This window comes from Aerosakkonema funiforme FACHB-1375 (genome assembly GCF_014696265.1).
GTDB lineage: Bacteria > Cyanobacteriota > Cyanobacteriia > Cyanobacteriales > Aerosakkonemataceae > Aerosakkonema > Aerosakkonema funiforme_A.
The window spans coordinates 1-12,778 of sequence record NZ_JACJPW010000168.1 but is presented as its reverse complement, the minus strand read 5'-3'; the positions used below and the strand labels follow the sequence as shown (position 1 = coordinate 12,778).

General features: G+C 45.2%; 13 protein-coding genes. 9 read left to right on the top strand and 4 right to left on the bottom strand.

Annotated elements, in window-relative coordinates; all coding sequences use genetic code 11:
* Nucleotides 1-63: 63 nt before the first annotated feature.
* On the bottom strand, nucleotides 64-1,914 hold the full coding sequence (locus tag H6G03_RS34990; RefSeq protein ID WP_190475160.1) for a protein phosphatase 2C domain-containing protein: 1,851 nt from the start codon (nucleotides 1,912-1,914) through the stop codon (nucleotides 64-66).
* Nucleotides 1,915-2,092: 178 nt separating this feature from the next.
* On the opposite strand from H6G03_RS34990, the gene H6G03_RS34985 reads away from it, so the two are divergent.
* Together H6G03_RS34985 and H6G03_RS34980 are read left to right on the top strand one after the other, a co-directional pair.
* Nucleotides 2,093-2,593: an NfeD family protein gene (locus H6G03_RS34985; RefSeq protein WP_190475158.1), complete on the top strand. Its 501-nt coding sequence runs from the start codon at nucleotides 2,093-2,095 to the stop codon at nucleotides 2,591-2,593.
* Nucleotides 2,594-2,625: 32 nt separating this feature from the next.
* Entirely contained in the window at nucleotides 2,626-3,594 is a 969-nt protein-coding gene (locus tag H6G03_RS34980; protein WP_190475155.1) for an SPFH domain-containing protein, read from the top strand.
* A gap of 174 nt (nucleotides 3,595-3,768) precedes the next feature.
* Here H6G03_RS34980 and H6G03_RS34975 read toward each other — a convergent pair whose 3' ends face one another.
* Nucleotides 3,769-4,161, bottom strand: a complete 393-nt coding sequence (locus H6G03_RS34975; RefSeq protein ID WP_190475153.1) for a Fur family transcriptional regulator — start codon at nucleotides 4,159-4,161, stop codon at nucleotides 3,769-3,771.
* Nucleotides 4,162-4,293: 132 nt separating this feature from the next.
* On the opposite strand from H6G03_RS34975, the gene purS reads away from it, so the two are divergent.
* The 3 genes from purS to H6G03_RS34960 all read left to right on the top strand — a co-directional run bounded on the left by purS (nucleotide 4,294) and on the right by H6G03_RS34960 (nucleotide 5,733).
* On the top strand, nucleotides 4,294-4,572 hold the full coding sequence (gene purS, locus H6G03_RS34970; RefSeq protein ID WP_190475152.1) for a phosphoribosylformylglycinamidine synthase subunit PurS: 279 nt from the start codon (nucleotides 4,294-4,296) through the stop codon (nucleotides 4,570-4,572).
* Entirely contained in the window at nucleotides 4,569-5,246 is a 678-nt protein-coding gene (gene purQ, locus H6G03_RS34965; protein ID WP_190475150.1) for a phosphoribosylformylglycinamidine synthase subunit PurQ, read from the top strand. Before purS ends, purQ begins: the two co-directional genes overlap by 4 nt.
* A gap of 256 nt (nucleotides 5,247-5,502) precedes the next feature.
* Nucleotides 5,503-5,733, top strand: coding sequence for a hypothetical protein (locus tag H6G03_RS34960; RefSeq protein WP_242057119.1), 231 nt, complete (start codon nucleotides 5,503-5,505; stop codon nucleotides 5,731-5,733).
* Here H6G03_RS34960 and H6G03_RS34955 read toward each other — a convergent pair.
* Nucleotides 5,702-7,303, bottom strand: a complete 1,602-nt coding sequence (locus tag H6G03_RS34955) for an NAD(P)/FAD-dependent oxidoreductase (RefSeq protein WP_190475148.1) — start codon at nucleotides 7,301-7,303, stop codon at nucleotides 5,702-5,704. The genes H6G03_RS34960 and H6G03_RS34955 overlap by 32 nt on opposite strands.
* A 233-nt stretch (nucleotides 7,304-7,536) precedes the next feature.
* Here H6G03_RS34955 and H6G03_RS34950 point away from each other — a divergent pair, with 233 nt between their 5' ends.
* The 4 genes from H6G03_RS34950 to H6G03_RS34935 all read left to right on the top strand — a co-directional run bounded on the left by H6G03_RS34950 (nucleotide 7,537) and on the right by H6G03_RS34935 (nucleotide 12,543).
* Complete coding sequence (locus H6G03_RS34950) at nucleotides 7,537-9,939, top strand: PAS domain S-box protein (protein ID WP_190475146.1); 2,403 nt, start codon at nucleotides 7,537-7,539, stop codon at nucleotides 9,937-9,939.
* Between the two features lie 75 nt (nucleotides 9,940-10,014).
* Complete coding sequence (locus H6G03_RS34945; protein WP_190475144.1) at nucleotides 10,015-11,445, top strand: hybrid sensor histidine kinase/response regulator; 1,431 nt, start codon at nucleotides 10,015-10,017, stop codon at nucleotides 11,443-11,445.
* A 15-nt stretch (nucleotides 11,446-11,460) separates the two neighbouring features.
* Nucleotides 11,461-11,856, top strand: coding sequence for a response regulator (locus H6G03_RS34940; RefSeq protein WP_190475142.1), 396 nt, complete (start codon nucleotides 11,461-11,463; stop codon nucleotides 11,854-11,856).
* A 207-nt stretch (nucleotides 11,857-12,063) separates the two neighbouring features.
* Nucleotides 12,064-12,543, top strand: a complete 480-nt coding sequence (locus H6G03_RS34935) for a response regulator transcription factor (protein WP_190475140.1) — start codon at nucleotides 12,064-12,066, stop codon at nucleotides 12,541-12,543.
* A 34-nt stretch (nucleotides 12,544-12,577) separates the two neighbouring features.
* Here the strand turns inward: H6G03_RS34935 and H6G03_RS37610 are convergent.
* Nucleotides 12,578-12,778: hypothetical protein (locus H6G03_RS37610; protein ID WP_206756667.1), on the bottom strand; the 201-nt coding region annotated here is incomplete at its 5' end.

Genomic DNA, 12,778 nt, shown 5'->3' with positions numbered 1-12,778 from the left:
ACAACAATTTTCTCCCACTCCCCCACTCCCCCACTCCCCCCTCTCCCACTCCCCCACTCCCACTTAGAGCGATTCTTCTTGAGTCGGTGGTTGCGGTTGGGAATTTTGTGAGTTTAGGATTCGCCAAGCGCCATATGCTGCCAAACCAAAGATGAGCAGTACAACAACCCCCAATACAGCCACCCAGATTTGCGGCTGCCGAGTGCCAACACTAACAGGTTCGTCGTCAGGAGCGGTTGCCGAATCAGCGTACAGAAGCGCTTTGGAAGCCTCTGTCAATTCCCATTCCATAGGGGCTGTATCATCTAGTGCTGTAGTCTCTGGCTCTGCCTTTCTGGGGTCGAAGAGTACTGGCGCTTCTGGAGAAAGGAGACAGCAAGTAATTACTACTGATGTATTGTCGTGACCGTTCTTTTCGTTAGCCAGATCGATCAAAAATTCCACACCGGCTTCCAGGGAAAGCCTACCTTTAAGAATGGGCTTTGCATAATCTTTCCAGGATTTTTCCACCCAGCTGCGATCGCTCAAACCATCAGAACACAGCAGCAGCAGACCATCTTCTTCCACAATAAATCGCCGTACTGTGGGACGGAGAACTTCGGCATCTCGCATACCCAGCGCCTGAGTCAAAGCACCGCCATCGACTCGCTTGAGCGCTTCGCGGTAGAGACTGCGACCCATCCGAACTTCGCGGGTAGCCACATCATCATCCACAGTCAGTTGCTGGCAATAATCAGCCGATATCCAGTAGACGCGGCTATCACCAACACTAGCAATGTAGAGTTCGTGGGCATTCCCCAACTCTTTCCCATCTGCTGTCACAATTTTTTGCGGCAACTGGAGGGCCATCACCAAAGTTGTCCCCATTCGTTGCCGTAACTCCCGTCCTTGAGCGTCATTCTGGGTGGAAATCATGTTATTCACCACCCGAATAATTGCCGTCAGTTGGTCTATAACTAAGTTTGGCGGCACGATTTCTGTTTGTTCGCTCACTTCCATCAGTAGCGCCCGCAGTTGGAGTTTGAGGGTTTGCAGTGCCATGTCGCTGGCTACCTCACCTCCTTCATGACCGCCAATGCCATCGCAAACTAGAGTTAAGTAAGGAATCAAGCGATCGTTTGGCGAATTGTGGCGATTTTCGATATCTACATTTGTGGGATAGCAGCTGTCTTCGTTGCTTTTACGCATTGGCCCCACATCGGTTGCCCCAGCCACTTGCAACCGTAAGGGAAACTGGGCGGCTTGCTCTAGAAGCAGGCGATTGATTTGAGTGGCAATTTCCTCCAACTCTACTTCGTCGCTACACATTTGCTGGCCGATTTCTCGCAGTCGATCGGATACTGGATCTGCTGCTGTCCCAATCCAATCAATCCAGCACTCTCCCAGATCCTGTAAAGACGCTGCTTCTTGTAAATGCGACGTATCCGCGTACAATTCCAACAACCATACCCGCCAACCTTGCACGCGCACATTTTCTGGCACTAGCAGGCTGGAAACTACTCCCAATTCCGATAATGGCGTCCACAATTCCAGAATTTGCGACAGCCAGTAAACCCGTCGCACTGGATTAACCCGCTCCCAAGCTTCCACAATATGCGGATAAAGATTTCCGTCCTCGTCTATGGGCGCGTTTTCTAGCAGTGTTACCTTAGTTGTGTCTGGGGGTTCTCCAACCACAGCCAAACCGTAAACTTCCGGTATGTGCAGGCGCAAAGGGAATAGGCGCAGGTAAGGGAAAATCTCTTCAGGTAATTCCTGGGGAACTTCAGGCGGCAGTTCCGGTTGTGTATCTAACCAAATTTGGGGTGCAACAACCTGATATCTGCCTTGTACTAGCTCTCCAGTTCCCAGAAGCGCTGATGCTGGGTCAGATGCCCAAAGATAGCGATGAAACGGCGGCTCGGAACTGCTCATAATTGAGAAATTTTATAAAAAAAACCTTAAATCAGAGCGGGGAAAGAGAATTTGCAACCACATCAAGGGAAATCTAGCTGTTAAATGTTGTAGTAAACCAATGTAGAACACCCTCTCCATCGTACCTGGCTCTTGTCTAGTAGTTCACCCTACCTTTTGTAAATTTACAGGCCGGAATATGAATATCTTGTTAAGTCTGTCAATAATTCGGTTTCTGGCTCCTATCGCTGCAAATATAGTATTATCACTTGGGCTCAGCCCCACTTTGCTATGGTTAGTGGTGGGGGCGGCGCTTTGCTCGGTGGAATTATTTATCCCTACGGCTTTTACGTCTTTTGCGATGGGACTGAGCGCCCTGATGGTAGCTCTGCTTTCGATGGCTGTGCGATCGCCTCAATGGCAGGTACTCATTTGGTTAGGACTTTCCACGGCTTTGATTTTTGTCTCGCGTCGTTTCCTGCCTAAGCGTAAAGTACGCTCTATTCAGGATGCGAGCGAGGCGCAGACAATTACGGAAATTCCAGTGGGAGAGACGGGGCGGGTGCTATACGAAGGTAATTCTTGGCGAGCGCGTTGTGGGGATGAACAACAGGCGATCGCTCCTAACCAAAAAGTTTATGTTGTAGGACGAATAGGCACAACCCTGATTGTTTTGCCAGAAAACCTTTTGAATTCATAGGTTTTGATATATCTAAAATAAGGAGTTTCAAAATGGACATATTTGGTTTGCTTGTATCGATATGTGTGTTTCTGGGCGTACCGGGACTCACGGGTATCAGAATTATCAAGCAAGGAGAGGAAGCTTTAGTCGAAACATTAGGTAGATATAACGGTAAAAAACTTACGCCCGGTCTCAATTACCTTATTCCCGTTTACGAAAGAATCGCTTACCAACAAACTATCCGGGAAAGAGTTCTCGATATTCCGCCTCAACAATGTATCACTCGCGACAACGTTGCTATCACTGTCGATGCGGTCGTCTACTGGCGCATTCTCGACTTGGAGAAAGCTTACTACAAAGTGGAAAATCTCCAGTCAGCGATGGTGAATTTGGTGTTGACTCAAATTCGGTCTGAAATGGGTAAACTGGAACTCGACCAAACTTTTACAGCCCGATCGGAAATTAATGAAATTTTGTTGAGAGACTTGGATGAAGCTACCGATCCTTGGGGCGTCAAAGTAACGCGGGTGGAACTGCGGGATATTATTCCTTCTAGGGCAGTGCAGGAATCGATGGAATTGCAGATGTCTGCGGAACGTAAAAAACGGGCGGCTATTCTCACGTCTGAAGGCGAACGGGAATCTGCAATCAACTCTGCTAGAGGTAAGGCAGAAGCGCAAGTCTTGGATGCGGAAGCTCGTCAAAAAGCTGCTATTTTGGAGGCGGAAGCCCAACAAAAGGCGATCGTTCTGAAAGCGCAAGCGGAACGTCAGCAGCAAGTCCTCAAAGCTCAAGCTACCGCTGAGGCGCTGCAAATTGTGGCTAAAACTCTTGCTTCTGACCCACAAGCCCACGAAGCGCTTCAGTTTTTACTGGCTCAGAATTATTTGGATATGGGTCAAAAAATTGGCAGCAGCGACAGCAGTAAGGTAATGTTTCTCGACCCGCGCAGTATTCCGGCTACTTTGGAAGGAATGCGATCGATTGTCGGAGATATTGGTAAAAACGATTACAAGTAGACTGGGGAAGAGGGCGTCGGGGCTAGGGGTTAGGGGTTAGGGAAGAGGGAAGAGGGAGAGGGAAAAGGGAAAGAGAAAAGGGAAAAGGGGAAAGGGAAAGATTTATTCTTCCACTCCCCCACTCCCCCGCTCCCCCACTCCCCCACTCCCCCTCTTTTCCCTAGCCCCTAACCCCTAACCCCTAGCCCCTTCTTGACATTGGTTGCAAAGCCCAAAAAATTCCAGTGTGTGATAGAAAATTTTAAACTGGTGCGATCGGTGCAGTTGGGTTTCTAGTTCCTGGACGGGACATTTATCTAGGGAAACGGATCTGCCGCACTCAAGACAGGTCAAGTGATGTTTGTCTTGGTGTGCCAAACTGTAAAGGGATTCGCCGTTGGGTAACATCCGCACCTGCACCGCGCCTTCCCGTTTTAATGATTCTAAGGCACGGTAAACTGTCGCCAAACCCATTCCCTGGTTCTGGTTACGCAGTTCCATATATATATCCTGAGCTGAAATGCCTTGGTTGAGGTTCTTCAGCAGATTCAAAATTCGTCTTTGACTGCGAGTGTGTTGTGGTTTCATCCTTGATTCTGGTTACGATCGCAACCCGTGCCTTTTTCTACGCTAGCTCAGTTAGGTTCACAACCATAACCCTATGCAACATTAAAATAGGGAGGCTGCACCCTCTAGATCTTTATTGGTGAGAAAACGGTTGTGTTGAAATATCAGGCTCGAATCTATGTTACTCTGCGGCCTTCGGTTTTAGACCCGGCTGGTGTGGCAGTACAGTCTGGACTGAAACACATGGGCTATGACAATGTGGAACAGGTGAGAATTGGTAAATATGTCGAAGTGACGCTGGATGCTGAGTCGGAAGATGCGGCGCGGCAGCAATTGGATATTATTTGCGATCGCCTCCTGGCAAATCCAGTTATTGAAAATTATTGCTTTGAATTGACTCAGCTGTCCGAAGCTGCGGGGGTAAAGGGATGAAGTTTGGGGTGATAGTTTTTCCGGGTTCAAATTGCGATCGCGATGTTGCTTATGTCACCCGCGATTTGCTCGCCCAACCGACGCGGATGGTTTGGCATGAAGAAACTGATATCTCAGATTTAGATGTAGTGGTGATTCCGGGCGGTTTCAGCTATGGGGATTATTTGCGTTGCGGTGCGATCGCTCGTTTCTCCCCGGTGATGAAAGCTACAGTAGAACACGCAAATAAAGGTAAGCTGGTGCTGGGAATTTGCAATGGTTTCCAGGTGCTGACGGAGGCGGGTTTATTGCCAGGGGCGCTGGTGCGAAATCGGGATTTGCATTTTATTTGCGATCGCGTCTCCCTGCGTGTCGAACGCACTAATCTGCCTTGGACGCAACTTTACCAAACTGGACAGGTAATTACTCTGCCGATCGCTCACGGCGAGGGCAATTACTACGCCGATGCCGATACTTTGGCACAGTTGGAAGATAACGATCTAGTGCTGTTCCGCTACGAGGGCGAAAACCCCAACGGTTCGTTAAATAATATTGCAGGTATTTGTAATATTAAAGGAAATGTGCTGGGGATGATGCCTCACCCAGAAAGAGCGTCAGATCCGATGTTGGGGGGAACAGATGGAATGAAGTTGTTTGAAGGTTTGTTGAAAGTCGCCGTAGGAGCATTAGCTTAGCAGAAACCCAGAAACCCGGTTTCTTAGAGAAACCCGGTTTCTGAATTTAGAGAAACCGGGTTTCTGAATAAGAAAAATTCAAGTGTTAAAAAATCATAAAATAACAGTCACTAAAATAGAAATCAGTGACGCACAAAAGTGACAATTTAGTTTGTCTGGTGTCAGAAAAGGGAACTAACAAAGATAAGAAATAGCTTGTTAAAAATTGCTAATCGTTTATGATGGTAGAAACCTCCCCGTCACAGACAATAAAAATATGTATAATCAAAAACTTATTCCGGAGAATGAAACCGATCGCCTGAAAGCCTTGCACCGTTATGAAATTCTGGATACACCGCCGGATGGAGCTTTTGACCGGATAACGGCGATTGCGGCGCGATTGCTGAAAGTACCGATCGCGATCGTTAGCTTGGTAGACAGCGATCTCATTTGGTTTAAATCACATTACGGTCTAATCAGAAGCAAAGTTGTTGAAGCTCTGGCATAGGCGATTTGCTCCAGGCAAAAATATTGACTATATCGTCAAAATTAAATTGGCAGTTGAAGTGGCGTTGGGCTGAATGAAACTCAAACTTAGAAGGAACAAAATCAGATTGCTTAAATAAATTCAAAATTTTATCACTCGCCTCTTTGGGGGACAATAGCCCTTCACCAACGGCCTCAACTGTAGAAGCCGCCTGCTCAAACAACTCCTCATAGCGTTGTAAGTCGGGACAAAGAGAACCTAAATAGAGGGGGTCATTTAAACCAGAGAAACAAGCTAAATCGCCTGTTTCCTGGTATCGCTCTTGCATTTTCTTAATTCTAAAGACGTTGAGCAAGCCACCGAAGCTCCAAACTCGATACCAAGCGTTCCACAAGGCAAAATCAGAAAAGGCGATAAAAGAGCAATGTACCAGTCGGTCGTTATAGTCTAGCAATCGTTGCTGCAAGCGATCGATATACTCGAAACGTTCTGCTGAAAAGTCGTCGTCTTCTAAGGCTTTGAGCAGCAAGCCTGCTAGGGCGTATAAACCGTCAACCGTGTTAGCCATACCGCGACTGAAAAGAGCATCAATCGTCCCCGCCGCCTGTGCTGTCAGGCAAAACCTGTCCCCGACACACCGTTTGGAAGAATACTGCAATCGGTCTGTTGAAACCCATTCTCTGACAGGCCGAGCGTTCTTAAATTGGGGAGCAATACCCGGAAATTTCGCCAAAATACTGTCAAATTCTTGTTGCGGGGTCAAGTTAGTTTTGGGGAAGTGGCGGGTATCTAGAGATAGCCCAATGCTGCACAAAGGACTGTTACTTTTTGGATGATTGCCAAAAGGAATCACCCACATCCACCCACCTGCAAACAAGTGGTGCATTGTGCCATCGTGCCAAGCCTGGGGAACGCCCCAAGCCGCCTTTGAGTCAATACACTCGTCGTATGGTTTGACACCGATGAAGTGGTTAAACAAAGCCCTGGAGTGCGTTTTAAAGCGACATGGAGACTCGCGCAAGTCGAATTTTTTAGCCAAGATCGACTTGAATCCTGTTGAGTCTACCAAGTAGCGACCAAAGAATTCTTCACCTCGATCGCTTTTGAGGAAAACCTTACTTTCGTCAATTGCCAAATCCACGATGTTCGTATTTTGTCGGACGGTAGCTCCGTATTTAATCGCTACAGTCAGTAAATAGGCGTCTACGTCTTGCCTAAACCAATGGGAATCATAGCCGACGAGCAGGTGCGGAATGATGTTTTGAGTAACTTCTTGGGGATTTTGAGCCTGTCCGGCTTGCTGATACACAAAACCAAAGTTTGTCTTTACACCACAATGGGAAGTGACATATTGGTGCATTCCTTCAAAAGTGCTGCAAGCCCCGATTTCCGGCACATCGTAGCGGTCTGCAATTATCCGCATCATCATCGTGGTTTGGGGAATCGTCGCTTCCCCGATCGCAAACCTGGGATGCTCTTTCTCGTCAATTAACAGAACTTTGTAACCTTGCCGAGCTAGAATCGCTCCTAAAATTGAACCAGAAAAGCCCGTTCCTAAAATTGCTACGTCAAAATTACCCGCACTATTCATCTGATGAGTAACCTTAGATATAAAACTTAGATATTATAGACGATAAACTTTCTAAAAACCACTTGCTTTATATTTCTTTATAATCGCCTTTTGAAAATCTACTAGGACTCGCTCCTTCGTATAATATAGTGGAAACACTTCCTGAAGACAGTATTGGTAACAAAACTCCAGAGCCATCAGGTGCATCTAAATATCTATTGAACAATGAATCACAAGAAACCATAAATAAATCTATGAGTAACTTCGAGATTTTAGGGGCAACTGCCAGAGAAAGCGAACAACTTTTGAATACAATTTTCGAGCAGACTGCTGTTGGACTTGCTTATTTAAACATTGATGGCAAATGGCTACAGGTTAACCAAAAACTGGCCGAGATGATCGGCTATAGCCGTGAGGAACTGCTAGCCCGATCGTTCCCGGATATTACTGCACCGGAGGATATTGACAGCGGACGCGAATTGATGCAAAAACTCCTCACTGGTGAAATTGCGAACTATGCGATCGAAAAACGCTTCCTTCATCAAGAAGGTTATCTGATTTGGGTAAATCTCACGATTTCAAAGCTGCAAACATCATCCGACAATCAACCTATCTTCCAAGTCGTTGTTGAAGACATTAGCGACAAAAAACAACTTGAAGACATCATTAAAGCTCTCGTAAAAGGTACTGCTTCCGTTAACGGTGCCCTAGACTTTTTCCCTCTCTTTGTTCAATATTTAGCATTTGCCTTAAACATCCGCCATGCAATGGTAACAGAACTCCTAGAAGATGAACAAGGCAGGCGACTTAACGCCTTGGGATTCTGGGCTGGAGATAAATTTATTGAAGATTATAGCTATAACTTAGCTAACACTCCCTGCGAGCGGGTTGTCAATGAAGGAATCGTTTGCTTTCCTGCTCACATCCAGCAACTTTTTCCCCTAGACCTAGATTTAGTGAGTCTGCAAGCCGAAAGTTATCTAGGCTTACCGCTATTGAGTAACTCAGGTTACATCATCGGTCATATCTGTATTCTCGACGATAAACCCTTACTTCAAGAAGAACGTGCCCGGTCGGTATTGAAGATTTTTGCAGCACGCGCAGCGGCAGAACTAGAACGCAAACTGGCAGAGCAAGCCTTAATTAAAAGCCATGAAGAACTAGAGAGAAAAGTCACAGAACGCACAGCAGAATTAGCTATAGCCAAAGAGAAAGCCGAAGTTGCTAACCAAGCAAAAAGTACCTTTCTTGCCAACATGAGTCACGAATTGCGATCGCCCCTCAACGCCATTCTCGGTTTTGCTCAACTCATGACTCGATCGCAAAGCTTACCCCCAGAACAGGTAGAAAATGTCGGCATTATTAGCCGCAGCGGCGAACACCTCCTCACCCTGATCAACAACGTCCTCGATTTATCCAAAATTGAAGCAGGGCGCACCAATATCAACGAAAAAAACTTCGACCTCTATCGAATGTTGGATGACTTGGAAGATATGTTCCAACTGAAGGCTGATGACAAGCAGTTGGACTTGCTTTTCGAGCGCATTGGCGATGTGCCTCAATATGTGCGAACCGATGAAGTAAAATTGCGCCAAGTATTGATTAACCTGCTCAACAACGCTCTCAAATTTACCCAAGAGGGAGGTGTATCTTTAAAAGTCAAAAGCCAAAATTCAAAAGTCAAAACCGAAGGAAAAGAATCTTATCGGACATTAGTATTTGAAGTAGAAGACACGGGTGCAGGCATTGCCCCAGACGAAATAGATAGCATCTTTGAAGCTTTTGTACAAAGCAAAACAGGCAAAGAAGCGCAAGAAGGAACTGGTTTGGGATTGCCAATCAGCCGCAAATTTGTACAACTGATGGGCGGTGAAATGAGCGTCAGTTCTCAGGTAGGTCACGGCACTCTGTTCAAATTTGATATTGAAGTGAAAGTGGTTGAAGAGAACAAAATTGAAAGCAAACAACCGAAACGGCGAGTTATTGCCCTCGAACCCAATCAACCTCGCTATCGGATTTTAATAGTTGATGATAAACAGAGCAATCGTCAATTATTAATCAAGTTGCTTAACCCCTTCGGTTTTGAACTCAAAGAAGCCAGTAACGGCAAAGAAGCAATTGAAATTTGGGATGCTTGGGAGCCTCATTTAATCTGGATGGATATGAGAATGCCAGTAATGGATGGTTATGAAGCTACGAAACATATTAAAGGAAGTACTAAAGGTCAAGCGACAGCTGTGATTGCTTTAACTGCTAGCGTTTTAGAAGAAGAACGTGCAGTTGTGCTATCAGCCGGTTGCGATGGCTTTATGCGAAAACCATTCCGCGAGGCAGAAATATTTGATGCTATGCACAAGTATATCGGCGTGCGTTATGTTTATGAAGACTCATCTGAAAGAGATTCATCTCTAACAAAAAATGAAGAGGCAAATACACTGACTTCTGCGGCGATAGCAGCGCTACCTGCGGAATGGGTAGCTAACCTGCAAGAGGCAATTCCTCAAGGCGATTTGGATTTAATTGCCACAATAATAGAACAAATTCGTACCCAAAACGCTCCTCTTGCCAATGCCATTGAAAGTTGTATTGACAATTTTCAATATGACAAGGTTTTGACATTAATTATTGATGCTAATAGTTTTCGTAGGTTGAGTTGAAGCCAGGAAACCCAACCTACAATTCCTTAACTAGAGACAACTGACAACTAACAACTGACCAATGACCGATGACCGATGACCGATTTTAAAGCCAATATTTTAGCGATCGACGATACACCAGCGAACTTGCGCCTGTTAGTTGGTATCTTGAACGAACAGGGTTACAAAGTTCGAGCCGTACCCAGTGGAAAGTTGGCACTTGCGGGTATTCGCCAATCTATTCCAGATTTGATTTTGCTGGACATTATGATGCCAGAAATGGATGGCTATGAAGTCTGCCAACAGCTAAAATCAGATGAACTAACTCGCGATATTCCGGTAATATTTATCAGCGCCATCAATGACGTTCTCGATAAGGTAAAAGCTTTTGCAGTCGGCGGAGTAGACTACATTACCAAACCCTTTCAGGTAGAAGAAGTTTTGGCGCGTGTAGAAACGCACTTGGCTTTACGTTCCTTGCAAAAGAGTCTCGAACAGAAAAACGCTCAGTTAGCCAAAACTAATGAGGAATTGGCAATAACCTTGCAACAATTGAAAGCTACCCAAGAAGAACTGATTCAATCGGAAAAAATGGCAGCTTTGGGACAATTGATTGCAGGTATTGCCCATGAAGTCAATACTCCCTTGGGAGCAATTCGTTCCTCTGCTGGAAATATTTCCAAATTGTTGAATCAAACCCTAGAAGAGTTACCGCCGCTGTTTCAATCCCTCTCGCCAGAAGAAGTGCAGGATTTTTTGGGACTATTGCAGCGATCGCTTCAACAAGAGATCTCATTATCAACCAAAGAAGAGCGCCAATTCAGAAGAAGCTTGCAACGACGATTGGAAGAATTAGCGATCGACAACGCCGATATAATAGCCGATCGCCTCGTAATCATGGGCGTTTATCAAGAAATTGAAACATTTATCCCTTTATTAAAAAAACCTGACAGTTTGCCAATTGTAGAAATAGCTTATCAACTTTCCGAATTAAAAAGAGGCACAGATACCATCAACACCGCGACAGAACGCGCCTCGAAAGTAGTGTTTGCCCTCAAAACCTATGCCCGTTACGACAATTCGGCGAAAATGGTTCCTGCCAACCTGAGTGAGGGAATTGAAACTATTTTAACTCTCTATCAGAATCAAATCAAACAAGGCATAGAAGTAATTAGAAATTATGCGGAATTACCGCCTGTACTATGTTATCCAGACGAACTCAACCAAGTTTGGACAAATCTCATTCACAATGCCCTACAAGCAATGAATTATCGCGGCACTTTGAGGATCGATATAAATCAGTTTCAACAGCAGGCTATGATTAGCATTACCGATAGCGGCAAGGGTATCCCCGAAGATATAAAATCAAAAATATTCGAGCCATTTTTTACTACCAAACCACCAGGCGAAGGTAGCGGTTTGGGGCTAGATATTGTCAAAAAAATTGTCGAAAAGCATTCTGGTAAAATCGAGGTTGAAAGCGAACCGGGCCGGACTAAATTCACTGTTTTTCTTCTATACAATTAACTCAGGAGTGAGAGAATGTCTAAACCAGTTATTTTATGTGTTGATGATGAGAGAGTGATATTGCAGAGTCTGAGAGCGCAACTAAAAGCGGCTTTTGGGGATGACTACGTATATGAAATGGCTGAAGACCCCGATGAAGCTTTAGAGGTAATTAGAGAACTCGCTGAAGAGGGAATCAACATTACGATGATTGTCTCAGACTGGTTAATGCCTGGAATGAGGGGAGATGAGTTTCTGATTCGCGTCCATCAGGAATTTCCTAATATTGTTAAAGTCATGCTGACCGGTCAAGCTGATGACTCAGCAATTGAACGAGCAAAAACAGAAGCAAACCTGCATAGCTGCTTATTGAAACCTTGGTCTGAAGCTGAATTAGTAGAGATCGTTAAATCGACTTTAGCCGATCTCTAACCAAAGAGGTAATTATCTTAGTTAATTAGGATGACTTAGCGAGAAAACTATCTTCTGGAAGTGGTAATTATCAATTCTCCGACTAGCCTAAAGCTTTGGTTGGGTAACCACTCTTGAGAAAGATTACAAATCTGCCTACAGAAAGTTATAAAGATTGGGGGTACATCTGTCAAGCTAGAAATTGTAGCCAAAATCCTAAGCTCGATAATGTGGAATGATATTTTTCTAAAAGTTGAGGCTGATGGCTCAGAAGCTACCTATTATGAGCTTCAAGAGCAGACACCAGACCTTCACGTATTAATAGTGGATGACGATGAGGAATTGCGAGCAATACTATCTTTTGCTTTAGTGCAAGCAGGTTATAAGGTGACAATGGCCAAAGATGGCCCAACAGCACTAAATTTAGCCAAAGAAAAACAACCGGATATCGTTCTTTTAGACTTGATATTGCCGGGAATGGAGGGTATTGAAATCTGCTGGCGCATCCGACAATTCTCAGATGTACCGATTCTGATCATGACAGTGATTAACCACGATTCGGAAAAAGTTTGGGGGTTAAAAGCCGGTGCAGATGACTATATCATCAAACCATTCAGCATTCGCGAACTGTTGGCGCGAATAGAAGCGATTCGACGCCGTTATGAGGCTATTCCGCGTGCTTTAGGGGAGCGATCGAATATCAAGTAATCGATCGGATATCTAACTTTGGATAGATGTAATTTCAGATAAATTTCCAAAAAACTAGGTGGCCATAATGCCTGTGGGTGCGATGTTTGACGAGAAACCCGGTTTCTTCAAGAAACCGGGTTTTTGAACTAAGTAGTCGGACAAAAGTAATCGACACTGTATTAACTTTTGTTAAGACACACGTTGGAGTGCGATCGCGCAGCGTGCCTCCCGGCATATCGTGCATCGGAACAAA